This window comes from Flavobacterium praedii (assembly GCF_026810365.1).
GTDB classification, from domain to species: domain Bacteria; phylum Bacteroidota; class Bacteroidia; order Flavobacteriales; family Flavobacteriaceae; genus Flavobacterium; species Flavobacterium praedii.
This window is the reverse complement of record NZ_CP113948.1, coordinates 2,158,508-2,183,862: the sequence shown is the minus strand read 5'-3', so window position 1 is coordinate 2,183,862 and position 25,355 is coordinate 2,158,508. Positions and strand designations below refer to the sequence as shown.

Genomic DNA, 25,355 nt, shown 5'->3' with positions numbered 1-25,355 from the left:
AAATTTTGTCCATTGATGATAACAAATCAGACTGAAAGATTGAATTTTGCCTCTACAAAAAATATTCCTGACTATCCAGATTTTCTAGATGTTCAGGTAAAATCGTTTAAAGATTTTTTTCAACTAGAAACTAAATCAGACGAAAGAGGCGACGAAGGGTTATACAACACCTTCATGGAAAACTTTCCAATTACAGATACAAGAAATAACTTTGTATTGGAATTCCTAGATTACTTTGTAGATCCACCACGTTACACTATTCAAGAATGTATAGAAAGAGGTCTTACTTATAGTGTGCCTTTAAAAGCAAGGTTGAAACTATATTGTACCGATCCTGAACACGAAGATTTTGAAACTATTGTACAAGATGTTTATCTTGGAACAATACCTTATATGACACCAAGTGGTACTTTTGTTATCAATGGAGCTGAGCGAGTTGTGGTTTCACAATTACACCGTTCTCCTGGTGTTTTCTTTGGACAGTCATTCCATGCAAATGGAACAAAATTATATTCTGCAAGAGTAATTCCTTTTAAAGGATCTTGGATAGAATTTTCTACCGATATTAATAGCGTAATGTATGCTTATATCGACAGAAAGAAAAAATTACCTGTTACTACTTTATTCCGTGCAATTGGATTCGAAAGAGACAAGGATATCCTTGAAATCTTTGACCTTGCTGAAGAAATTAAAGTTTCTAAAACAGGACTTAAAAAATATATTGGTAGAAAATTAGCTGCTCGTGTTTTGAACACTTGGCATGAAGATTTCGTTGATGAAGATACTGGCGAAGTTGTTTCTATTGAACGTAACGAGATAATCCTTGATAGAGATACTATTATCGACAAAGATAATGTTGAAGAAATCATTGACTCTAACGTTAAATCTATTTTGTTGCATAAAGAAGATAATAATCTAGTTGATTATTCTATCATTCACAATACGTTACAAAAAGATCCAACAAACTCTGAAAAAGAAGCTGTTGAGCATATCTACAGACAATTGCGTAACGCAGAACCGCCTGATGAAGAAACTGCTCGTGGTATTATAGATAAATTGTTCTTCTCTGACCAACGTTACAACTTAGGTGAAGTAGGTCGTTATAGAATTAATAAAAAACTTGGTCTTGATACTCCAATGGAAAAGCAAGTGCTTACCAAAGAAGATATCATTACTATTGTTAAGTATTTGATTGAATTGATCAACTCTAAAGCTGAGATTGATGATATTGATCACTTATCAAACCGTCGTGTTAGAACAGTTGGTGAACAATTGTCTCAACAATTCGGTGTTGGTTTAGCGCGTATGGCTAGAACCATTAGAGAGCGTATGAACGTTAGAGATAACGAGGTGTTTACACCAATAGATTTGATTAATGCTAAAACATTATCATCTGTAATCAACTCTTTCTTTGGAACAAATCAGTTGTCTCAATTTATGGATCAAACGAATCCATTAGCTGAGATTACGCACAAAAGAAGATTATCAGCACTTGGACCAGGTGGACTTTCAAGAGAAAGAGCTGGATTTGAGGTTCGTGACGTTCACTATACGCACTACGGACGTTTATGTCCAATTGAAACTCCTGAGGGACCAAACATTGGTTTGATTTCTTCTCTTGGTGTTTATGCTAAAGTAAACGGAATGGGTTTCATTGAAACACCTTACCGTAAAGTAAATAATGGTGTGGTAGATTTAGATGCTACTCCGATTTATTTAAGTGCAGAGGAAGAAGAAGGAATGTTAATTGCCCAAGCAAACATTAAAATGGATGCTACAGGTAAAATCACTGCCGAAAACGTAATTGCACGTCAAGAAGGTGATTTCCCAGTAATTGATCCTTCTCAAGTACATTATACAGACGTTGCTCCAAATCAAATTGCTTCGATTTCGGCTTCTTTGATTCCTTTCTTGGAACATGATGATGCGAATAGAGCGTTGATGGGATCTAACATGATGCGTCAGGCCGTACCATTAATTCGTCCTGAAGCACCGATTGTTGGAACTGGTTTAGAGCGTCAAGTGGCTTCAGATTCTAGAGTATTGATAAATGCTGAAGGAAATGGAGTTGTAGAATATGTTGATGCTAATATTATCACTATCAAATACGATCGTTCTGAGGAAGAAAGAATGGTTAGTTTTGAATCTGATGATAAAACATACAACTTAATTAAATTTAGAAAAACCAATCAAGGAACAAGTATCAATCTTAAACCTATCGTAAGAAAAGGGGATAGAGTGATTCCAGGTCAAGTATTGTCTGAAGGATATGCTACTCAAAATGGTGAATTAGCTTTGGGTAGAAACCTTAAAGTGGCGTTTATGCCATGGAAAGGGTATAACTTTGAGGATGCGATTGTGATTTCTGAAAAAGTAGTTCGTGATGATATCTTTACTTCAATCCACGTAGACGATTACTCATTAGAGGTAAGAGATACTAAATTAGGTAACGAAGAACTTACGAATGATATACCAAACGTTTCTGAAGAAGCTACTAAAGATTTGGATGAAAATGGTATGATTAGAATTGGTGCCGAGGTTAAACCTGGTGATATTCTTATCGGGAAAATTACTCCAAAAGGAGAATCAGATCCTACTCCAGAAGAGAAATTGCTTCGTGCAATCTTTGGGGATAAAGCAGGTGATGTAAAAGACGCTTCATTAAAAGCTTCTCCTTCTTTACACGGTGTAGTTTTAGATAAAAAATTATTTGCAAGAGCGGTTAAAGACAAACGTAAACGTACTCAGGACAAAGATGCTTTAGGAGCGCTTGAAATGGAGTTTGAAGTGAAGTTTGTTGAGCTTAAAGATAAATTGATTGAGAAACTTTTCAATATTGTAAATGGAAAAACTTCTCAGGGTGTAATGAATGATTTGGGTGAAGAGGTTTTACCAAAAGGTAAAAAATATACTCAAAAAATGCTTTATGCTGTTGAAGATTTTGCACACTTAAGTAAGGGTCAATGGGTTGCTGATGATGCAACTAATACAATGGTTAATGATTTAATTCATAACTATAAAATTAAATTGAACGATTTACAAGGGGCTTTACGTAGAGAGAAATTCACTATCACGGTTGGTGATGAATTGCCATCTGGAATCTTGAAATTGGCTAAAGTATATATCGCTAAGAAACGTAAGTTGAAAGTGGGGGATAAAATGGCAGGACGTCACGGTAACAAAGGTATTGTTGCTCGTATTGTTCGTCATGAAGATATGCCTTTCTTGGAAGACGGAACGCCAGTTGATATTGTGTTGAATCCACTTGGGGTACCTTCACGTATGAACATTGGACAAATTTATGAAACGGTTTTAGGTTGGGCTGGTATGAATTTGGGTAGAAAATTTGCTACTCCAATTTTTGATGGAGCTTCTCTTGATCAAATCAACGAATTGACTGATGAAGCTGGAGTACCACGTTTTGGACATACACACCTTTATGATGGTGGTACTGGAGAGCGTTTCCATCAAGCAGCAACTGTAGGTGTAATCTATATGTTAAAATTAGGTCACATGGTTGATGATAAGATGCACGCACGTTCTATCGGACCATACTCGTTGATTACACAACAACCACTTGGAGGTAAAGCTCAATTTGGAGGTCAACGTTTTGGAGAGATGGAGGTTTGGGCACTTGAAGCTTATGGAGCATCTAGTACACTTAGAGAAATCTTGACGGTTAAATCTGATGATGTTATTGGTAGAGCCAAAACTTACGAAGCTATCGTAAAAGGGGAGTCTATGCCAGAACCAGGATTGCCAGAATCATTCAATGTATTAATGCATGAATTGAAAGGTTTAGGATTAGATATTCGTTTAGAAGAATAAATAAATTTTTGTAGTACTCAGTTTTCAGGTAGCAATATCTGAAAACTGTTTACTCATTTATAAGAGTTTTTAGGATTTAGGCCCGTAACCCGTTCCGATTTTTTATAAAATTTCAAAAAATTTTATAACTAGCACTTCAAAATTTGTTTGAAGTTTAGAGAAGTAATCCGAGGTAGTGTTTAAGTCGAAAGTTTAAAAGCCCAAAGTCTAATGTCATTCATGACTATAAAAACTTTAAGGCATTTGATAATAGACTAAAATAAAATCAATTTTTAATTGCAAATAAATCAATAGTAAAAACTATGATGAATAATAGAAATAATAATAAAGATAAGAATCCTGTAAAAAGATTTGATAAAATTTCAATAGGATTAGCTTCTCCAGAATCAATCTTGAAAGAATCTAGAGGAGAGGTTTTAAAACCTGAAACTATCAATTACAGAACTCACAAACCAGAGCGCGATGGTCTTTTCTGTGAAAGAATTTTTGGTCCAGTTAAAGATTTTGAATGTGCTTGTGGTAAATATAAAAGAATACGTTACAAAGGGATCATTTGTGACCGTTGTGGTGTTGAAGTTACTGAGAAAAAAGTACGTAGAGATAGAGTAGGACACATCAACCTTGTTGTGCCAATTGCTCATATCTGGTATTTCCGTTCTCTTCCTAATAAAATTGGTTATATCCTTGGTCTTCCATCTAAGAAATTAGATATGATTATTTATTACGAAAGATACGTAGTAATCCAAGCGGGTATTGCTAAAAATGCAGATGGAGAATCTATCCAAAGATTAGATTTCTTGACAGAAGAAGAATATTTGAATATTCTAGATACTCTTCCTGCAGACAATCAATATTTAGATGATTTTGATCCTAATAAATTTGTTGCCAAAATGGGAGCAGAGTGTATTATGGATTTATTGGCTCGTATTAATCTTGACGAATTGTCATATGATTTAAGACACAAAGCAAATAACGAAACATCAAAACAACGTAAAACAGAGGCTTTAAAAAGACTACAAGTTGTAGAATCTTTCCGTGAGTCTACTTTGAACAGAGAGAATCGTCCTGAATGGATGATTATGAAAGTGATTCCAGTTATTCCACCGGAATTGCGTCCTCTTGTGCCTCTTGATGGAGGTCGTTTTGCAACTTCAGATTTGAATGATTTATACCGTCGTGTTATCATCCGTAATAACCGTTTGAAAAGATTAATCGAGATTAAAGCTCCAGAAGTAATCCTTCGTAACGAAAAACGTATGTTGCAAGAATCTGTAGATTCACTTTTCGATAATACTCGTAAAGCATCTGCAGTAAAAACAGAATCAAACAGACCTTTAAAATCATTATCTGATTCCCTTAAAGGTAAACAAGGACGTTTCCGTCAAAACTTACTTGGAAAACGTGTGGATTATTCTGCTCGTTCGGTAATTGTTGTTGGACCTGAATTGAAATTGTTTGAATGTGGTTTGCCAAAAGATATGGCAGCTGAATTATACAAACCTTTTGTTATCCGTAAATTGATAGAAAGAGGAATTGTAAAAACAGTAAAATCTGCTAAGAAAATAATTGACAAAAAAGAACCGGTTGTATGGGATATCCTTGAAAATGTAATTAAAGGACATCCAGTATTATTGAACCGTGCTCCTACTTTGCACCGTTTAGGTATTCAGGCTTTTCAACCAAAATTAATTGAAGGAAAAGCAATCCAATTGCACCCTTTAGTTTGTACGGCGTTTAATGCGGATTTTGATGGGGATCAAATGGCGGTTCACTTACCATTAGGGCCAGAGGCTATTTTGGAAGCTCAATTGTTAATGTTGGCTTCTCACAATATTTTGAACCCTGCAAATGGTGCTCCAATCACGGTACCTTCTCAAGACATGGTACTTGGTCTTTACTATATGACCAAAGAACGTTTGTCAACTCCTGAGAAAACTATTTTAGGACAAGGAATTACATTTTATTCTGCAGAAGAAGTTAATATTGCTTTGAATGAAGGTCGTTTAGAATTAAACGCTCAAGTAAAAATTAGAGCAAAAGATTTTAATGATGCTGGAGAATTAGTGTATCAAATTATACAAACAACTGCTGGACGTGTATTGTTTAATGAAGTAGTACCTGAAGCAGCTGGGTATATCAATGATGTATTGACTAAGAAAAACTTAAGAGATATTATCGGACACGTATTGAGTTCGACTGATGTGCCTACAACAGCAGCTTTCTTGGACAATATGAAAGATATGGGGTATAAATTTGCATTCAAAGGAGGATTGTCATTCTCTCTTGGTGATATTAGAATCCCAGAACAAAAACCAAAATTAATTGCAGATGCCAGAGAGCAAGTTGAAGGTATTTCTGCAAATTATAATATGGGTCTTATTACCAATAACGAGCGTTACAACCAAGTTATTGATGTTTGGACTTCCGCAAATGCGCAATTGACAGAATTAGCAATGAAAAACATTAGAGAAGACCAACAAGGTTTCAACTCTGTGTATATGATGCTTGATTCTGGAGCGAGGGGTTCCAAAGAACAAATTCGTCAGTTAACTGGTATGCGTGGTTTGATGGCTAAGCCAAAAAAATCTACTGCTGGTGGTGGTGAAATTATTGAAAACCCGATTCTTTCTAACTTTAAGGAAGGTCTTTCGATCCTTGAGTACTTTATCTCTACTCACGGTGCTCGTAAAGGTCTTGCGGATACGGCTTTGAAAACGGCCGATGCTGGATACTTAACAAGAAGATTACATGACGTATCTCAAGATGTTATTGTTAATATCGAAGATTGTGGTACTCTTAGAGGTATTGAAGTTTCTGCTTTGAAGAAAAACGAGGAAATCGTTGAATCATTAGGTGAAAGAATCTTAGGACGTGTTGCATTACAAGACGTAATAAATCCTTTGACAAGTGAGATTTTAGTTCATGCTGGTGAGCAAATCACAGAAGCATTAGTGAAAGGTATCGAAGCTTCTCCAGTGGAGAAAGTTGAAGTACGTTCACCATTGGTTTGTGAAGCTACTAAAGGTATTTGTGCTAAATGTTACGGTAGAAACTTAGCTACTGGTAAAATGACGCAAAGAGGAGAGGCAGTTGGTGTAATTGCAGCACAATCTATTGGGGAACCAGGTACACAGTTAACATTACGTACTTTCCACGTTGGAGGGGTTGCGGGTGGTATTTCTGAAGAATCTAGTATTATTACTCGTTTTGCAGGTAAACTAGAAATCGAAGATTTAAAAACGGTTAAAGGTGAGGATAGCGAAGGAAATTCAGTTGATATTGTAGTTTCTCGTTCTACTGAATTGAAATTGATTGATGAAAAAACTGGTATTTTATTAAGTACAAATAACATTCCTTATGGATCTAGTATTTTTGTAACAGATGGTCAATCCGTTGCTAAAGAAACTGTAATTTGTAAATGGGATCCATATAATGGAGTTATTGTTTCTGAGTTTACTGGTAAAATTGCTTATGAAGATTTAGAGCAAGGACAATCGTTCATGGTCGAAATTGATGAGCAAACTGGTTTCCAAGAAAAAGTAATCTCTGAGTCAAGAAACAAAAAATTAATTCCTACTTTATTAGTTTATGGTAAAGAAGGTGAATTGATTCGTTCTTATAACTTACCAGTTGGAGCCCACTTGATGGTTGAAAACGGTGAAAAAATTAAAGCAGGTAAAGTTTTAGTTAAAATTCCTCGTCGTTCTTCTAAATCTGGGGATATTACAGGAGGTTTACCAAGAATTACGGAGTTGTTAGAGGCTCGTAATCCTTCGAATCCAGCTGTAGTTTCTGAAATTGATGGTGTTGTTTCTTTTGGAAAAATCAAAAGAGGTAATCGCGAGATTGTTATTGAATCTAAATTTGGTGATATTAGAAAATACTTGGTAAAATTATCAAGTCAAATTCTAGTTCAAGAAAATGACTTTGTAAGAGCTGGTGTACCTTTGTCTGATGGAGCTATTACTCCTGATGATATTTTAAGAATTCAAGGGCCTGCTGCTGTTCAACAGTACTTGGTAAATGAAATTCAAGAAGTATATCGTTTACAAGGGGTGAAAATTAATGATAAGCATTTTGAGGTAGTTATTCGTCAAATGATGCGTAAAGTTAGAGTTCAAGATCCAGGAGATACATTGTTCTTAGAAGATCAATTGATTCATACAAAAGACTTTATTGTTCAGAATGATAATCTTTATGGTATGAAAGTTGTTGAAGATGCTGGAGATTCGAGTGCTTTAAAAGCAGGGCAAATTATTACTCCACGTCAATTGCGTGATGAGAATTCATTACTAAAACGTACTGATAAAAATCTTGTTGTTGCTCGTGATGTTATTACAGCAACTGCAACTCCTGTATTGCAAGGTATTACAAGAGCTTCTCTTCAAACTAAATCATTTATTTCTGCTGCTTCTTTCCAAGAAACAACAAAAGTATTAAATGAAGCTGCTGTTGCAGGTAAAGTTGATTACTTGGAAGGATTAAAAGAAAATGTAATTGTTGGACATAGAATCCCTGCTGGTACTGGTATGAGAGAATATGACAATGCAATTGTAGGTTCGAGAGAAGATTATAATGATATGATGGCAAATAAAGAAGAGTATATTTATTAATTCTTTTACTCAACAATGCTCTCTCTGCTAGTTGTAGAGAGAGAATTGTTGAAAAAAATAAATTTTATGAGCAATTCTAAACAACAACAAGAGCAGATTAATATTGAATTAGATGAAAAAATAGCGGAAGGAATTTATTCTAATTTGGCCATTATAAATCATTCTTCATCTGAATTTGTTTTAGATTTTGTATGCATTATGCCAGGTGTTCCAAAAGCAAAAGTAAAGTCTAGAATTGTATTGACTCCGCAACACGCAAAAAGGTTGCTTAAAGCAATAGGAGAAAATATTCATCGTTTTGAAATGTCACACGGTGAAATTAAAGATACAGAACAACCTCCAATTCCATTAAACTTTGGACCAACTGGTCAAGCATAATTCTATTTAAAGACTCCCATAAAAGGGAGTCTTTTTTTTTAACTTATTTCTAAATTGTTATTTTTATTTTAAATTATTAAGCAAAAGTATCTTAAAAATGTATTTAAACGGTTTTTGGTGTTTTTTGTCGACTATATTTTAGCTTAGTGTTACGTTAAGTTAGTTTTGTTCCCTGTAAATGTGTTCTAAATCAATACAAAAGGAATAAATGAATAGAGTTAGTGTTTTATTGACAATCTATAGTGAAAAAAAGTATTTTTTTATTGCTTTTTTGTTTCTTACTTTTTTTAATGCATTTGCTCAAAATGAGACTTCTTCAAAATCCTCAGATTTGATACCAATTTATCAAGAAAGCATTGCTATTGATGAATCTCCCATTAAGGTTTCTACTTCTAATATTAATTCAAATGTTAATTTTATTCTATGGTTCATGGGGACTAAAGAAGATGTAAATAGTAAAATATCTAATGATTCTTCTACTAAAAAGAGTTTTTTGACATCCGGTAGAGAGCCTAATCATTTATTATTGAAAACGCTTCTTAAAAAAGCGATAAATACTAAAACTTGCTAGAATTTTAAGGTTGAATTTAATTTGTATATATAAAAAACGCCAACATAATGCTGGCGTTTTTTTGTTTATTCAAACTCTGAAGTGAAAAATAGTTTTACACTAGGATATTTATTTTGTGTCATTTGAATTGTAAAATCCGAATCTGCTAAAAAAACAAGTTGATTGTATTTGTCTTTAGCTAAAAACTTTTGTTTGATACGCTTGAATTCTTTGAATTCTTCATTTTTTGCATCATCTGGTTTTACCCAGCACGCTTTGTGTACAGGGAAATTTTCATAGGTGCATTTTGCACCATATTCATGCTCTAATCGGTATTGAATAACTTCGTATTGAAGGGCTCCAACAGTTCCAATTATTTTTCGATTATTCATTTCTAAGGTGAATAATTGAGCAACACCTTCATCCATTAATTGGTCAACACCTTTGTCTAATTGTTTAGCCTTCATTGGATCGGCATTATTGATGTATCTAAAGTGTTCTGGGGAGAAACTTGGTATACCTTTAAAGCTCATAATTTCGCCTTCGGTTAAAGTATCGCCAATTTTAAAATTTCCAGTATCATGTAGACCTACAATATCTCCAGGGTAGGAAATGTCAACTATTTCCTTTTTTTCTGCAAAAAAAGCATTAGGACTAGAGAATTTTAAATTTTTCTTTTGACGAACATGATAATAGGGTTTATTTCTTTCGAAAGTTCCAGATACAATCTTTATAAAAGCCAAGCGGTCTCTATGTTTTGGATCCATATTAGCATGGATTTTGAATACAAAACCAGACATTTTATCTTCTTTTGGATCAACTAATCTTGTCTCAGAGTCTTTTGGTCTAGGTGATGGTGCAATAGCAACAAAACAATCAAGAAGTTCTCTAACACCAAAATTATTTAAAGCTGAACCAAAAAATACTGGTTGTAGTTTACCATCCAAATAATCTTGACGGTCGAATTTTGGATAAACTTCATCAATTAGTTCTAATTCTTCACGTAAACGTTCTGCTGGTTTTGGTCCAATTATTTTCTCTAACTCTGGGCTTTTTACATCTGAGAATGCTATAGTTTCTTCAATATTTTTACGGCTATCTCCGCTAAAAAGATTGATGTTTTGTTCCCAAAGATTGTAAATTCCTTGAAAGTCATACCCCATTCCGATAGGAAAACTAAGAGGAGTTACAGTTAATCCCAGCTTTTGTTCCACTTCATCCATTAGATCAAAAGCATCTTTACCTTCTCGGTCTAATTTATTGATAAAAACAATAATTGGTATTTTACGCATTCTACATACGGCTACCAATTTTTCTGTTTGTTCCTCGACTCCTTTGGCGACATCAATAACAACAATTACGCTATCAACAGCAGTTAAAGTTCTAAAAGTGTCTTCGGCAAAATCCTTGTGACCAGGTGTGTCTAGAATATTTATTTTTTTCTCTTTATAATTAAACGCTAAAACAGAAGTAGAAACAGAGATTCCTCTTTGACGCTCAATTTCCATAAAATCGCTCGTTGCACCTTTTTTTATTTTATTGTTTTTTACTGCGCCAGCTTCTTGAATTGCTCCTCCGAAAAGAAGTAATTTTTCAGTTAAGGTCGTTTTTCCAGCATCGGGATGCGAGATTATCCCAAAAGTTCGTCTTCGTTGTATTTCTTTTAAAAAACTCATATTTTTATTTCAATAGTTTGCAAAAGTACTATTTATAAATGCTATTTAAAAAAAATATATAGTTATAAAAAAGTGTCGCCTTCTTTTGATTTATTTATCACAATATAAGAACTTAATAATTTTTTGTTAATAGTAGTGTGGAAACTTGTTTAATGCATTCGAATTGTTATTTTTGTTCGGTTTAAGTTATTAAAATTGTAAGTTTTTTGTTGGGTTAAATTGTTTTAATTCTTGAAAATTTAATTTAAATTATTTGTTTTGTTTTAAGATCCTCTAATTGAGTGAAATGAAATTTTTCCGCAATCTCTTTTTTAAATAATAATTAATTATAAAATATAAAAAATGCCTTTAAAAATTGTTCAGATGAAATCCATAACTAATAAAGTTGTGTTGTCTTTTTTTCTATTGTTTTCTACTTTAACCTTCGTGAATGCTCAAGAAATTATTAAAGATAGTGTAGCTGCTACAACTAAGGTAAATGTGCCTTCAGGAAAAAAACTAAAGATTGATGGCGTGGTAGCAACAGTTGGGGATTATATAATATTAGATTCTGATATTGATAAAGGATTTTTAGAAATTACAAGTCAGGGAGGATCTACTAAAGATGTTTCAAGGTGTCAAGTATTAGGTAGTTTGTTAGAGCAAAAATTATATGCGCATCAAGCGGTTCAGGATAGTATTATTGTTAGCGATGCTGAAGTTAAAGGAATGATGGATGAACGCTTGGGGTATATGTTGGAACAAGTAGGATCTATGGAGAAGATAGTTAAGTTTTATCAAAAAGAATCTGAGGAAGATTTTAGAACTTATTTCTTTGATGTTTTGAAAGAACAGAAACTAACTGGTGAAATGACCAAGAAAATAATTGATAAAGTTGAAATAACGCCAGAAGAAGTACGTGAGTTTTATAAAAAAATTCCAAAAGCGGATTTGCCTCTTTTTGGAGCTGAGTTAGAAGTTGCTCAAATTGTTATAAAGCCAAAGGTTACAGATGCGGATAAACAAAAAGTTATCGATAAACTAAATAGTTTTAGGAAAGAGTGTTTAGAGGGAGCTAGTTTTGCTACTAAAGCTGTATTGTATTCAGAAGATCCAGGATCTAGTAAAAATGGGGGTTATTATAAAATGACAAGAAAAACCCCTTTTGTAAAAGAATTTAAAGATGTTGCCTTTAGTCTTGCTGAAGGAGAAATTTCGGAGCCTTTTGAAACTACATTTGGATATCATATTATTTATGTAGAAAAAATTAAAGGTCAAGAAATTGAACTAAGACACATTCTTATTTCACCAGTTGTTTCACAAGAATCTTTGAAAGAAGCAAAAGAGAAAATTACTTTAATTAGAAAGAAGGTATTAGACAAAGATATTACTTTTGCGGAAGCTGCTAGGACGATGTCGGATGAAAAGGAAACAAGAGCTAATGGAGGTGCTTTAGTTAATCCTAAAACACAAGATACTCGTTTTGAAATGACAAAAATGGATCCTTCTTTATACAGTCAAGTTTCAAATTTGAAAGACAATGAGATATCAATTCCTTTGCTTGAAGATAATCAAGGAAAGAAAGATTATAAAATTATGATTGTGACCAATAGAATAGATGAACATACTGCTGATTATGCTAAAGATTATATTAAAATTAAAGATTTAGCTTTGAAAGAAAAACAAATCAAAGCTATTGGTAAATGGTTTGATACAAAAATAAAAGATACTTATATAAAAATTGTTGATGAGTATAAAGAGTGTTCTTTTACCAACAATTGGCTTAAAAAATAATTTTCATTAAATAAATAAAAAGAGTTAGTTTTATGTTTTCATAGAGCTAACTCTTTTTAATTAAAAAAATAATATAAAATGTCGGATGTAACAGCGATACAGAATTTAGTCCAAAAACGTAATGAATTAAAAAAAGAAATTGCTAAAATCATTGTTGGTCAAGATGATGTTGTAGATCAGATTTTGCTTTGTATTTTTTCTGGAGGTCACGCTTTGTTGGTTGGTGTTCCTGGTTTAGCCAAAACATTATTGGTGAATACTTTGGCTCAAGCATTAGGATTGGATTTTAAAAGAATTCAGTTCACTCCAGATTTGATGCCTTCAGATATTTTAGGTAGCGAAATTTTAGACGAAAATCGACAGTTTAAATTTTTAAAAGGTCCAATATTTTCAAATATTATTTTGGCAGATGAGATAAATAGGACGCCGCCAAAAACTCAAGCAGCTTTGTTAGAAGCAATGCAAGAGCGTTCTGTAACTATAGCGGGAGTAAATCATAAATTAAGTTTGCCTTATTTTGTTTTGGCTACACAAAATCCCATTGAACAAGAAGGAACTTATCCTTTGCCTGAAGCACAATTAGACCGATTTATGTTTGCCATAAAATTAGAGTATCCTTCTTTTGAGGAAGAGGTGCAAGTAGTCAAGCGTACAACTGCTGATCAGAGTACAACAATAAATGCCTTGTTTACGGCGCAAGAAATCATCGATTTTCAGCATTTGATTCGTCGTATTCCTGTAGCGGATAATGTGGTGGAATATGCTGTGACTTTAGTTAGTAAAACACGTCCTGATAATTCACTTTCAAATGAATTTGTAAAAAATTATTTGGATTGGGGTGCAGGGCCAAGAGCTTCGCAAAATTTAATTTTGGCTGCCAAAGCTCATGCCGCTTTTTATGGAAAGTTTTCGCCTGATATAGAAGATGTAAAAGCAGTTGCAACCGGAATTTTGAGACATCGAATCATCAAAAATTATAAAGCGGATGCCGAAGGTATTTCAGAAGAAATGATAATTTCAAAATTGATATAAGTATTTTATGTCTTTTTTTAAAAAAACACTCTGATCTTATTAGAATACAGTGTTTTTTTCATTTCAATCGTTGTAGTTTTGTTATAAAATTAAATCATAATTATTGAATTCTCAATAAATATTGATATATTCGATTTTATTTCATTATAATTCACGAAAAATAATTATTTTGCAATAATAATTTTTGAAAAGTTGACTTCTATTAAATTTTTTTAAATTCTCGTCTTTAATTATTAAGTTTGCAAGGCAAAAAAAATAAATACTCATTATTATGGCTTTTAAATTTTGAAATAATAAAGAAATTTGCCATATAACATTGAAAAGATATCATTATGACTTATAGCGATTACATTAAAGAAATCGAAGAACGAAAAGGGCAGGGTCTTCACCCAAAACCGATTGATGGCGCTGAACTATTAAGCGAAATCATTGAACAAATTAAAGATTTGAATAACGAGTATAGAGCAGAGTCTCTTAATTTCTTTATTTATAATGTTGTTCCTGGAACTACTCCTGCTGCGAATGTAAAAGCTAATTTTTTAAAAGAAATCGTTCTCGGTCAATCAGTAGTTGCTGAAATTACTCCTGCTTTTGCTTTAGAGTTATTGTCACACATGAAAGGTGGAACTTCAATAAAAGTATTACTTGACTTAGCTTTAGGTAATGATATAGCTATTGCAAAAGATGCTGCAGAAGTTTTAAAGACACAAGTTTTTCTTTATGAAGCAGATACAGATCGTTTAGCTGAGGCTTTCAAAAGCGGTAATGAAATTGCTGCAGCTATTTTAGAGAGCTATGCTAAGGCTGAGTTCTTTACTAAATTGCCTGAAATAGCAGAAGAAATTAAGGTGATTACTTTTATTGCGGGCGAAGGAGATATTTCAACTGATTTACTTTCTCCAGGAAACCAAGCGCACTCTCGTTCAGATCGTGAACTTCATGGGAAATGTTTAATTTCTCCTGATGCACAAGCAGAAATCAAAGCATTAGCAGAAGCGAATCCTGATAAGAGTGTGATGTTAATTGCCGAAAAAGGTACTATGGGTGTGGGCTCTTCAAGAATGTCAGGTGTAAACAACGTGGCACTTTGGAGTGGTAAACAAGCTAGTCCTTATGTTCCATTTATTAATATTGCTCCAATCGTTGCAGGTACAAACGGTATTTCTCCAATTTTCCTAACAACTGTAGATGTAACTGGTGGTATTGGTTTGGATCTTAAAAACTGGGTAAAAAAGACTGACGCTAATGGTGAAGTAGTTCGTAATGAAAGTGGTGATCCTATTCTTGAAGAAGTTTACTCTGTAGCTACTGGTACGGTTCTTACAATCAACACAAAAACTAAAAAACTTTATAGCGGAGACAAAGAATTGATCGATATTTCTAAGGCATTTACACCTCAGAAAATTGAATTTATAAAAGCTGGTGGATCTTACGCAATTGTGTTTGGAAAAAAATTGCAAACATTTGCATCAAAGACACTTGGTATTGATATTGTACCGGTATATGCTCCGTCAAAAGAGGTTTCTGTTGAAGGACAAGGTCTTACAGCTGTAGAAAAAATATTTAATGCAAATGCTGTTGGAACTACTCCAGGTAAAGTATTGCACGCTGGTTCGGATGTTCGTGTTACCGTAAATATTGTTGGTTCACAAGATACAACTGGTTTGATGACTTCTCAGGAATTAGAGTCTATGGCTGCTACTGTGATTTCTCCAATTGTTGACGGTGCGTACCAATCGGGTTGTCACACTGCTTCAGTATGGGATAATAAATCTAAAGCAAATATTCCTAGATTAATGAAATTTATGAACGACTTCGGATTGATTACAGCTCGCGACCCGAAAGGAGTTTATCATTCAATGACGGATGTAATTCACAAAGTGCTTAATGATATTACTGTAAACGAGTGGGCTATCATCATTGGTGGTGACTCTCATACAAGAATGTCTAAAGGGGTTGCTTTTGGTGCTGACTCAGGAACTGTTGCTCTTGCATTGGCTACTGGTGAAGCTTCAATGCCAATTCCAGAATCTGTGAAAGTAACCTTCAAAGGAGACATGAAAGGGTATATGGATTTCCGTGATGTGGTTCATGCTACACAAGCCCAAATGCTTAAAACATTTGGTGGAGAGAATGTATTTCAAGGAAGAATTATTGAGGTTCACTTAGGAACTCTTAATGCAGATCAAGCATTTACATTTACGGACTGGACTGCAGAAATGAAGGCTAAAGCATCTATTTGTATTTCTGAAGATTATACTTTGATCGAATCGCTAGAGATGGCGAAGGGTAGAATTCAGATCATGATCGATAAGGGAATGGATAACCAAAATCAAGTGCTGAAAGGATTGATTGCTATAGCTGATAAGAGAATCGCTGCCATTATTTCAGGCGAAAAACCAGCGCTAAGACCAGATGCAAATGCTAAGTATTATGCTGAAGTTGTTGTAGATCTGGATCAGATTGCTGAGCCAATGATTGCTGATCCAGACGTAAATAATGCTGATGTTTCTAAAAGATATACTCACGATACCATTAGACCTTTATCTTTCTACGGTGGAGTGAAAAAAGTAGATCTTGGATTTATCGGTTCTTGTATGGTTCACAAAGGAGATATGAAAATCCTTGCTCACATGCTTAAGAACATTGATGAGCAAGAAGGAAAAGTAGAGTTCAAAGCGCCATTAGTAGTAGCGCCTCCTACTTATAATATTGTTGATGAATTAAAAGCAGAAGGGGACTGGGAGATTTTACAAAAATATTCGGGTTTCGAATTTGACGATAATGTTCCTAAAGCTGCAGCTCGTACTTCATACGAAAATATGTTATACTTAGAGCGCCCAGGTTGTAACCTTTGTATGGGTAACCAAGAGAAAGCTACTAAAGGAGATACAGTAATGGCAACATCTACGCGTCTTTTCCAAGGAAGAGTTGTAGAAGATACTGAAGGTAAAAAAGGAGAGTCATTACTTTCTTCTACACCAGTTGTGGTTTTGTCTACAATTCTTGGTAGAACTCCAACTATAGAAGAATATAAAACTGCAGTAGAAGGTATTAATCTTACTAAGTTTGCACCTTCTCATAAGTTATTAGTTAAATAATTCACATAATTAGTTAATTAAAGTTTAAAAGCCTGAGTCAATAGACTCAGGCTTTTTTTTGTAGTCTGTTTTTTTGTACCTTGTAATGTTCAAAATATAATAACAAAAACACCTGAAATATTATGGCTTTTGATATTGAAATGATTAGAAAAGTGTATGCTAACATGACAAGTCGTGTTGATGCAGCACGCGAAATAGTTGGTCGTCCACTTACTTTAACCGAAAAGATTTTGTACAGTCACCTTTGGGACGGTATTGCTACCCAAGCATACGGAAGAGGAGCCGATTATGTTGATTTTGCTCCAGATAGAGTAGCGTGCCAAGATGCAACGGCCCAAATGGCATTGTTGCAATTTATGCATGCTGGAAAGAAAACAGTTGCAGTGCCAACTACTGTTCACTGTGATCACTTGATTTTGGCTAAAAACGGCGCTAAATCTGATTTAGAGGTAGCAAATACGCAGTCTAAAGAAGTATTTGATTTTCTTTCATCAGTTTCAAATAAATATGGAATTGGTTTTTGGAAACCAGGATCAGGAATTATTCACCAAATTGTTCTAGAAAACTATGCTTTCCCAGGCGGTATGATGATTGGTACCGATTCGCATACTGTAAATGCAGGCGGATTGGGAATGCTGGCCATTGGGGTTGGTGGTGCCGATGCTGTAGATGTAATGTCTGGAATGTCTTGGGAATTGAAATTTCCTAAATTAATTGGAGTAAAATTGACTGGAAAATTATCCGGTTGGACTGCTCCAAAAGATGTAATTCTTAAAGTAGCCGATATTCTTACCGTAAAAGGAGGAACCGGTGCTATTGTCGAATATTTTGGCGAAGGTGCCTTGAATATGTCTTGTACAGGAAAAGGAACTATTTGTAATATGGGTGCCGAAATTGGCGCTACCACATCAACATTTGGTTACGATGATTCCATGCGCAGGTATTTAGCCGCTACAGATCGTCAGGATATTGTGGATGCCGCCGACAAAGTGGCTTCGTATTTAACTGGAGATCCAGAAGTATATGCAAATCCAGAACAGTATTTTGACCAAGTTATCGAAATCAATTTATCAGAATTAGAGCCACATATTAATGGACCTTTTACACCAGATCGCGGAACTCCAGTTTCAAAAATGAAAGCGGAAGCTGCAGCAAATGGATGGCCATTAAAAGTAGAATGGGGTTTAATCGGTTCTTGTACAAATTCATCTTACGAAGATATGGCTCGTGCGGCTTCAATCGTAAACCAAGCAGTAGAGCATGGAATCACTCCTAAAGCGGAGTTTGGAATCAATCCAGGTTCGGAACAAATTCGGTACACTATCGAAAGAGACGGTATCATCGCTACTTTTGAGAAAATGGGAACCAAAGTATTTACCAATGCCTGCGGACCTTGCATTGGACAGTGGGATAGAGCAGGGGCAGACAAAGGAGAGAAAAACACAATCGTGCATTCATTCAACCGTAACTTCTCCAAAAGAGCAGATGGTAACCCAAATACACACGCTTTTGTAACATCACCAGAAATGGTAGCTGCATTGGCTATTTCAGGAAGATTAGATTTTAATCCACTAACGGATACTTTGTTGAATGACAATGGAGAGGAAGTAAAATTAACGGCTCCATTTGGTGACGAATTGCCAAAAAGAGGTTTTGATGTTGAGGACAACGGTTTTCAAGCGCCAGCCGAAGATGGATCAAGCGTTAAGATTGTGGTAAGCGAAACTTCAGATCGTCTGCAATTATTGGCTCCATTTGATGCTTGGGATGGTGAAAATATTTCTGGTGCCAAATTGTTAATCAAAGCATTCGGAAAATGTACTACCGACCACATTTCTATGGCCGGACCATGGTTGCGTTTCCGCGGACACTTAGATAATATCTCAAACAATATGTTGATTGGTGCCGTGAATGCATACAACCAAAAAGCAAATTCGGTTAAAAATCAATTGACAGGGGAATACGATGCAGTTCCTGCAGTAGCTCGTGCCTACAAAGCGGCTGGAATTCCTTCAGTTGTTGTTGGAGATCAGAATTACGGCGAAGGATCTTCTCGTGAACATGCTGCTATGGAACCTCGTTTCTTGGGAGTAAAAGCGGTATTGGTGAAATCATTTGCCCGTATTCACGAAACCAACCTTAAAAAACAAGGTCTCTTAGGATTGACATTTGCTAACGAAGCTGATTATGACAAAATCCAAGAAGACGATACTATCAACTTCATAGATTTAGTTGATTTTGCGCCAGGCAAACCATTAACGATTGAATTCGTTCATGCCGATGGAACCAAAGATGTTATCTTGGCAAACCACACTTACAACGAAGGGCAAATTGGTTGGTACAAAGCCGGTTCAGCTTTAAATTTAATTGCGGCTGCTAGTAACGCATAAGCATTAAAATATTTCATATTAAAAACTCTCAAGGCAACTTGGGAGTTTTTTTGTAGTATTCAAAATTTTTAGAGGGAGCAAATCCTGCTGTCATTTCAAGCTTGCTCACATCCTTGTTTTTTCTAGGATATAAAAGGAGCTTCCTTTGGTCGCTCTTTTATATCCAGAAAAAAATCAAGTCTGTTTCGCAAGGCTTTCCATTCCCATCAGGGCTAGGGCAGTTGTTTTTATAATTAGCTTTGGTTGAGAAAAGAAATAGTAGGTCAAATTCAAAAAAGCAGGAATCGTCAATAAAAGTGTAAATTTGGAAATGTTATAGAAATTGTAACTCAAAATTTGTTCATGATTATTTATTAGAATCACTGTTTTATGCTCGAAAATCAACTGCAACAAATACATCAAGTTTTGTCTTCTTATATTACAATTACAGAAGCCGAATGGAATTTGTATGCGCCAAAATTTACTATCAAGCATTTTACGAAAAATCAAATGGTTCTTTCTCCTGGAAGTGTTTGTAAGGAAATTTATTTTGTCAATAGCGGATTGTTGAGAGTGTTTTTTGTAGATCAAAAAGAAGAAGAACATACCTTTCATTTTTCTTTAGAAAATACTTTTTCTGCAGATTATGAAAGCTTCCTCAAAAAGACAGCTTCCAATTATTCGATTCAAGCATTGGAAGCAACGGAAGTGGTTGTGATGTCTTTTGCAACACTTCATGAAGGCTATTCAATTCTCGAGCAAGGAGAAAAGTTAGGGAGAAGATTGGCCGAGGATTATTTTTTTATTTTTAGCAATAAGATTCAGTCACTTTATACAGAAACTCCTTTAGAGCGATACAACAAGATGAATGTTATTTTTCCGGGTATAGTTAATAGAGTTTCTCAGCATTATATTGCATCGTATCTTAATGTTTCATCGGTTCATTTGAGTAGATTGAAAAATGCCTAACATTTTGATAACATTTGTTATTGTTTTACCGTTTTTTTTCATTTTTCTTTGTGTACTTACTACTAAAAAACAACTAAAATGAAAAGTGATTCAACAACAGTTCAAAATCAGAAACCTTCAATTTATCAAAATGCGGGTAGAATTATTTTAGGATGTTTTTTGCTTTTGGCAGGAATCAGCCATCTTACATGGAGTCGTACAGAATTTCTGGCTCAAGTTCCGCCTTGGTTACCCATAGATCCTGACTGGGTAGTTTTGCTTTCTGGTTTTGTCGAGATGATTTTGGGATTGTCTTTGCTATTTGTTTTGAGGCAAAGAGTAAAAGTGGGTTGGATAGTAGCTTTATTTTTTGTTTTGGTTTTTCCAGGAAATATTGCTCAATTGGTGGAACATAGAAATGCTTTTGGTTTAGATACCGAAGCAGCTCGTTGGGCTAGACTTCCGTTTCAACCCTTACTTATAATAATAGCTTTATGGTCAACTGGTGCTTGGCAGTCTTGGCGAAATTCTAAAACAAATTAGTATGAAAGATTTGAAATACATACTAGCTTATATAATTCCTTTTTCTGGTTGGATAGCACTGGAAAATAGAGGAATTTGGTCTTGGGCAACCGTTATTTTAGCCTTTGGTATTATTCCGATTTTGGATGCCATTATACCTGCTTCTGAAAAAAATGTGCCCGTTGAGGAAGAAGAGAATCGTTCCAAAAAAGTATTTTTTGATTTGCTTTTATTTATCTGTGCACCTATTTGTTTGTTTTTGACGTATTACTATTTATACACAGTTCAGACTAAAGCTTTAACAACTTCAGAATTGGTTGGCTTGACCTTGAGTATTGGTGTTGTTTTGGGTGCTACTGGAATTAATGTGGCGCATGAATTGGGACATAGAACGGATCAAGTTTCTCAGTTTTTTGCCAAAGCAGGTTTGCTATTCGTTTTGTATCAACACTTTTTTATAGAACACAATCGCGGGCATCATAAAAATGTTTCAACTATGGTCGATCCTGCTACTGCCAGAAAAAATGAAATGGTTTATGCTTTCTTTTTTCGATCAATAATAGGACAATATTTAGACGCTTGGAAATTGGAAAACGACAGATTGAAACGGGAAAATAAAACAATTTGGAGTTGGAACAATGAAATGATTCGGTTCTCAATTTATGAAATGCTTTATCTTTTGGTTGTAGGTTTGCTTTTTGGATTCGCATTAGTTCCTTTTGCAGTAGCAATTGCTTTTGTTGGAGTATTGCTTTTAGAAATAATCAATTATATAGAGCATTACGGTTTGCAACGTAAAATTTTGCCTTCGGGTCGTCCAGAACGTGTTTTGCCTAAACATTCTTGGAATAGCGATCATGAAATGGGAAGAATTTTATTATTTGAACTTACTCGGCACAGTGATCATCATTATAAATCAACGCGTAAATATCAAATATTACGTCACATGGATGATAGTTTACAATTGCCCTTGGGATATCCTGGAAGTATGCTTTTGGCTTTGATACCGCCGCTTTGGTTTGCAATTATTAATAAAAAAATTGTAGAAGGAGAGGAGTTAAATTTGGTTTTGAAATAGTATCTTTATTTTGAAAAATTGGTATCAACATAAGTTTTATTTTTAAATGAAAATAGGTTGATTAAGTTAACAGAATAAATAGAATATGGAAAGTAGGATTCAGAATCGCAATGAAGAGTTGGCTAATGGAATTTCAGCTCTTCGAAGTCTCCCGACTTCGAACTTTTTTAAATGTTCTTGTAAAATGTAAATCTACTAAAAGTCTCCTGACTTTTACCGTGAATGCCTTTGTTATTAAAAATGCTTTAGAGTTTGTATTTCGAAATTAAGATATAATTACAAAATAATGGTTTTGTTCTCTTTATGATGATTTTAAAAAAAAATATGCTGTTGCAAAGGTCTATTCGTTAAAAGTCGGGAGACTTTTGACATGTTTAAGGCTTTCAAGAACTTTTAAAAAATGTACGAAGTCGGGAGACTTCGTAGAGCTGGAGACTAAATTAAGCCCATTATTCGGATTTGCCAAATATTTCCAAATACAAAACCATTTTTAAGTTAAGCCAAATACCCAAATTGCTTGTAGCGTGTGCTACCAGCTTGTATTTGTTAATTCAACTTTTTATAGAACTCTTTTTCTTTGAGATAATTAACATTTAATTCTTCATTAGAATATGGTTTAATAAAAATTGGAATATTGTACACATTTAACCTTATTCCATTGCCAATTTTTTCTAAAGTATTAAAACTTTTTTCAAGTTCAAGTTTAAATTCACTTTCCTTGTTTTTCTCTTTCAAAAGATTAGATAATTTATCTGCAGCTTGGTTATTAAATTGTGGAGATTCGGTCAACGCATGAGGAAGTAATACAGCAATTGCATTGTTAATCATATTAAGTTTTTGGTAACAGTCAGAAATATTTAAAGCTAGTTTTATTTTGTTTAATTTTATGTCAGTTCCCGACGTGTTATAATATTTATATTTTAAATCTGCTAATAGATAATATTTTAAGGCTTCATTATAGTTCCCAATATTATAGTTTAAAACTCCGATATTTGTTGATGCATAATGTTTGAAATTTGTATTCGTTTCAAAAATGCCCCGAGAGTTATCTATTTCTGAATCATTTACACTTTTATCATCTAGGACTTTTAAAAACCATTTTATCGCTAGTTCATTATCATTTAATTCTTGATAAATGGTCGGAATATTATAAAGATTTCTTCCATACTGTTCCGAATTTGGATATTCAACAATAAGCTCTTCGAAAATTTTTACTGCTTTTAATTTTTCCCCATTTTCATAGTATTCGAATGCTTTTTTAGCTTTTTCGATCATTTTTTTCTGTCCAAAACTTATCAGTGAGAATAAAGTAAAGATTGCAATTAGTATCGTTTGTTTTTTCATAATATAGTTGGTAACGTTCTGGCAATAGGTGGTTTGGGACTAAATTAAACCGATAGCGCGGATTTGCAATCCGTGCCGACAACGTATATCAAAATAAATGTGAATTGTATTTATATATGATTTTTATTGTGGCTTATTGTGGCGGGCACGGATTGCAAATCCGCTATCGGGTTTCTATTCAGTCGCCTGCTTAATTAAAAAAGTTCTTTCAATTTAAACTTTGGTAAACCAAAAGGTAAAGCAACAATTGCAATAAACCATAAGATTGGTCCGCCATAAGTACCCCAGTCACCCTTAATATGTCCTGGTGTTACCTGTAGAAACAAAAATGACAAATCGGCTAATCCTATAATGAAAAATCCTATAAAATATGCTAGCCAAGGTTTGCTGTTTTTCCATAACATTACACCTAATAAAATACCTAGCATTCCATAACCAGCAACGTCTAAACAAAAATTCAAAATAAAGTTTGCAGTTACTTTAAGTGTCATCGGGTCTGTGGCAAATTGGAATTTGTCAGCTGGCATTTTGTCTCCACCAAGTAATGCACTCCATAAACCTTTATTTGGGTCGGTAATGTATTGGCTAACACCTATGAAACCTACATAAATGTGTAGAACACCCCAAATAACATATGCTATTGACCCGATTTTAATTGCATTGTTAAGTCTTTTTTGATTTTCAATTTTGCTATTGTCCATTTTTATTAAATTTTAATTAATCAATGGTACAAAATTGCAACTATAAAACTGAATACTTTTTTACCTAAGTTAAAAAATCATTTCTTAGATCTTATTCTGCTTAAAGTTACTTGTGAAATCCCTAAATAACTTGCGGTCTCTCCCAAACTTATCCTCTGCAATAAATGATGGTTTTCATTTATAAACTCTTTATAAAGTTCTGTTGCATCTGCGTCAAACATTTCTTTAATACGCTTTAAATTTACAACGGCTGCCATTGTAAATAGTTTTCTCGAAAAGGTTTCAAATGAATGATGTTTTCTACACAATTCGTCAAAATCAGCATAATCAATAGTGCTGGTTTCAGTGTCCTCCAAAGCAATTGTATTGAATTGCGATGGTGTTTGATTAGTAAAACTGTCTAGAACCGTAAAGAAATTAGTCTCTAAAAAAAACCGTAGAATAAAAACTCTGTCTTTATGATGATAGTAATGCTTTACCAAACCTTTGTCAATAAAGAATAGATTTTTACAAATTTGTCCTTCTGTGTTTATGACTTGTCCTTTTCTAAAAGACTTTGATTTCAGTCTGGGCAAAAGGTCTTCTTCGGCTTCTTTTGAAAGCTGAGAAACTTTGTTCACATATTTTGTAAATTCTGACATCTCTTATTTGTCGTATGTTCTTAGTGTGTCTTTTGCTTACGCCTAACGTTTCCGCGCTACAAGCGGTTTGGGACTAAATTAAGCCCTATTTTCGGACTTGCCAAATCTTCCAAATACAAACCATTTTCAAATTAAGCCTAATACCCAAATTGCTTGTAGCGTGTGTTGGCAATAGTGCTTTCTTTATGGTTTAATTCGTATGATTTGATTATCTTTCAATATAATCAAATCACTATTCATTTTCTTTTTGAACTCAATTAATTTTTCATAAACTTTGTCCATTCCTTCCAATATTTTAGTTTGGTTTTGTGTTCTTTTATGAGTTTTCATTATAGTAATTTTTTAGTTTATTGAATTTAATTTCATTCAAAATATTCACTTCTGATTCCAATGTTTTTTCCGCTATTAATTCAGGTTTTCCCGCTGAATTGTCAAAAATCATAACTTCGTCAACAATTGAAAGATAAATTTCAAATAAGTTTTTTATCCCATTCTTGTATCTTCTGCGAATAACGTCATTTTTAATATTATGACCTCAGCTCTTCGAAGTCTCCCGACTTCGAACTTTTTTAAATGTTCTTGTAAAATGTAAATCTACTAAAAGTCTCCTGACTTTTACCGTGAATGCCTTTGTTATTAAAAATGCTTTAGAGTTTGTATTTCGAAATTAAGATATAATTACAAAATAATGGTTTTGTTCTCTTTATGATGATTTTAAAAAAAAATATGCTGTTGCAAAGGTCTATTCGTTAAAAGTCGGGAGACTTTTGACATGTTTAAGGCTTTCAAGAACTTTTAAAA

The 25,355-nt window shown here is 34.0% G+C and carries 16 protein-coding genes; 11 read left to right on the top strand and 5 right to left on the bottom strand.

Going from position 1 to position 25,355, the window contains the following annotated elements; genetic code table 11:
- Window positions 1–15 precede the first annotated feature (15 nt).
- From rpoB to OYT91_RS09250, 4 genes are all read left to right on the top strand, one after another.
- Complete coding sequence (rpoB, locus tag OYT91_RS09265; RefSeq protein ID WP_269221973.1) at window positions 16–3,828, top strand: DNA-directed RNA polymerase subunit beta; 3,813 nt, start codon at window positions 16–18, stop codon at window positions 3,826–3,828.
- Window positions 3,829–4,130: 302 nt separating this feature from the next.
- Window positions 4,131–8,441: a DNA-directed RNA polymerase subunit beta' gene (rpoC, locus tag OYT91_RS09260; protein ID WP_281237733.1), complete on the top strand. Its 4,311-nt coding sequence runs from the start codon at window positions 4,131–4,133 to the stop codon at window positions 8,439–8,441.
- A gap of 66 nt (window positions 8,442–8,507) precedes the next feature.
- A complete protein-coding gene (locus tag OYT91_RS09255; RefSeq protein ID WP_281237732.1) occupies window positions 8,508–8,819 on the top strand; it encodes a DUF3467 domain-containing protein in 312 nt (103 codons plus the stop codon).
- 208 nt (window positions 8,820–9,027) lie between these two features.
- Window positions 9,028–9,390, top strand: coding sequence for a hypothetical protein (locus tag OYT91_RS09250; RefSeq protein ID WP_281237731.1), 363 nt, complete (start codon window positions 9,028–9,030; stop codon window positions 9,388–9,390).
- Window positions 9,391–9,455: 65 nt separating this feature from the next.
- Here OYT91_RS09250 and OYT91_RS09245 read toward each other — a convergent pair whose 3' ends face one another.
- Window positions 9,456–11,045 (bottom strand): peptide chain release factor 3, encoded by a 1,590-nt coding sequence (locus OYT91_RS09245; protein WP_269221977.1) that lies wholly within the window; start codon window positions 11,043–11,045, stop codon window positions 9,456–9,458.
- A 342-nt stretch (window positions 11,046–11,387) separates the two neighbouring features.
- Between OYT91_RS09245 and OYT91_RS09240 the strand changes: the two genes are divergently transcribed.
- From OYT91_RS09240 to OYT91_RS09210, 7 genes are all read left to right on the top strand, one after another.
- Window positions 11,388–12,818: a peptidylprolyl isomerase gene (locus OYT91_RS09240; protein ID WP_281237730.1), complete on the top strand. Its 1,431-nt coding sequence runs from the start codon at window positions 11,388–11,390 to the stop codon at window positions 12,816–12,818.
- Between the two features lie 78 nt (window positions 12,819–12,896).
- Entirely contained in the window at window positions 12,897–13,850 is a 954-nt protein-coding gene (locus OYT91_RS09235; RefSeq protein ID WP_281237729.1) for an AAA family ATPase, read from the top strand.
- Between the two features lie 329 nt (window positions 13,851–14,179).
- Window positions 14,180–16,951 carry a bifunctional aconitate hydratase 2/2-methylisocitrate dehydratase gene (locus OYT91_RS09230; protein WP_281240376.1) on the top strand — a complete coding sequence of 924 codons (2,772 nt, stop codon included), beginning with the start codon at window positions 14,180–14,182 and terminating at the stop codon, window positions 16,949–16,951.
- 122 nt (window positions 16,952–17,073) lie between these two features.
- A complete protein-coding gene (locus OYT91_RS09225; protein ID WP_281237728.1) occupies window positions 17,074–19,341 on the top strand; it encodes an aconitate hydratase in 2,268 nt (755 codons plus the stop codon).
- Between the two features lie 369 nt (window positions 19,342–19,710).
- Window positions 19,711–20,289, top strand: a complete 579-nt coding sequence (locus OYT91_RS09220; RefSeq protein ID WP_281237727.1) for a Crp/Fnr family transcriptional regulator — start codon at window positions 19,711–19,713, stop codon at window positions 20,287–20,289.
- 78 nt (window positions 20,290–20,367) lie between these two features.
- A complete protein-coding gene (locus tag OYT91_RS09215) occupies window positions 20,368–20,811 on the top strand; it encodes a DoxX family protein (protein WP_281237726.1) in 444 nt (147 codons plus the stop codon).
- 1 nt (window position 20,812) lies between these two features.
- Complete coding sequence (locus OYT91_RS09210; RefSeq protein WP_281237725.1) at window positions 20,813–21,868, top strand: alkane 1-monooxygenase; 1,056 nt, start codon at window positions 20,813–20,815, stop codon at window positions 21,866–21,868.
- Window positions 21,869–22,414: 546 nt separating this feature from the next.
- On the opposite strand, the gene OYT91_RS09205 is transcribed toward OYT91_RS09210, so the two are convergent.
- From OYT91_RS09205 to OYT91_RS09190, 4 genes are all read right to left on the bottom strand, one after another.
- Window positions 22,415–23,212 carry a tetratricopeptide repeat protein gene (locus OYT91_RS09205; protein WP_281237724.1) on the bottom strand — a complete coding sequence of 266 codons (798 nt, stop codon included), beginning with the start codon at window positions 23,210–23,212 and terminating at the stop codon, window positions 22,415–22,417.
- Window positions 23,213–23,406: 194 nt separating this feature from the next.
- Window positions 23,407–23,913, bottom strand: a complete 507-nt coding sequence (locus OYT91_RS09200; protein WP_281237715.1) for a hypothetical protein — start codon at window positions 23,911–23,913, stop codon at window positions 23,407–23,409.
- A gap of 77 nt (window positions 23,914–23,990) precedes the next feature.
- A complete protein-coding gene (locus OYT91_RS09195; protein WP_281237723.1) occupies window positions 23,991–24,554 on the bottom strand; it encodes a Crp/Fnr family transcriptional regulator in 564 nt (187 codons plus the stop codon).
- 183 nt (window positions 24,555–24,737) lie between these two features.
- Window positions 24,738–24,884 carry a hypothetical protein gene (locus tag OYT91_RS09190; protein ID WP_269222053.1) on the bottom strand — a complete coding sequence of 49 codons (147 nt, stop codon included), beginning with the start codon at window positions 24,882–24,884 and terminating at the stop codon, window positions 24,738–24,740.
- Window positions 24,885–25,355 lie beyond the last annotated feature (471 nt).

Excerpts from the sequence above, each read along its gene's own strand:
- rpoB (WP_269221973.1), top strand. The coding sequence starts at position 16 with ATGATAACAAATCAGACTGAAAGATTGAATTTTGCCTCTACAAAAAAT.
- rpoC (WP_281237733.1), top strand. The coding sequence starts at position 4,131 with ATGATGAATAATAGAAATAATAATAAAGATAAGAATCCTGTAAAAAGA.
- OYT91_RS09255 (WP_281237732.1), top strand. The coding sequence starts at position 8,508 with ATGAGCAATTCTAAACAACAACAAGAGCAGATTAATATTGAATTAGAT.
- OYT91_RS09250 (WP_281237731.1), top strand. The coding sequence starts at position 9,028 with ATGAATAGAGTTAGTGTTTTATTGACAATCTATAGTGAAAAAAAGTAT.
- OYT91_RS09245 (WP_269221977.1), bottom strand. The coding sequence starts at position 11,045 with ATGAGTTTTTTAAAAGAAATACAACGAAGACGAACTTTTGGGATAATC.
- OYT91_RS09240 (WP_281237730.1), top strand. The coding sequence starts at position 11,388 with ATGCCTTTAAAAATTGTTCAGATGAAATCCATAACTAATAAAGTTGTG.
- OYT91_RS09235 (WP_281237729.1), top strand. The coding sequence starts at position 12,897 with ATGTCGGATGTAACAGCGATACAGAATTTAGTCCAAAAACGTAATGAA.
- OYT91_RS09225 (WP_281237728.1), top strand. The coding sequence starts at position 17,074 with ATGGCTTTTGATATTGAAATGATTAGAAAAGTGTATGCTAACATGACA.
- OYT91_RS09220 (WP_281237727.1), top strand. The coding sequence starts at position 19,711 with ATGCTCGAAAATCAACTGCAACAAATACATCAAGTTTTGTCTTCTTAT.
- OYT91_RS09215 (WP_281237726.1), top strand. The coding sequence starts at position 20,368 with ATGAAAAGTGATTCAACAACAGTTCAAAATCAGAAACCTTCAATTTAT.
- OYT91_RS09210 (WP_281237725.1), top strand. The coding sequence starts at position 20,813 with ATGAAAGATTTGAAATACATACTAGCTTATATAATTCCTTTTTCTGGT.
- OYT91_RS09205 (WP_281237724.1), bottom strand. The coding sequence starts at position 23,212 with ATGAAAAAACAAACGATACTAATTGCAATCTTTACTTTATTCTCACTG.
- OYT91_RS09200 (WP_281237715.1), bottom strand. The coding sequence starts at position 23,913 with ATGGACAATAGCAAAATTGAAAATCAAAAAAGACTTAACAATGCAATT.
- OYT91_RS09195 (WP_281237723.1), bottom strand. The coding sequence starts at position 24,554 with ATGTCAGAATTTACAAAATATGTGAACAAAGTTTCTCAGCTTTCAAAA.
- OYT91_RS09190 (WP_269222053.1), bottom strand. The coding sequence starts at position 24,884 with ATGAAAACTCATAAAAGAACACAAAACCAAACTAAAATATTGGAAGGA.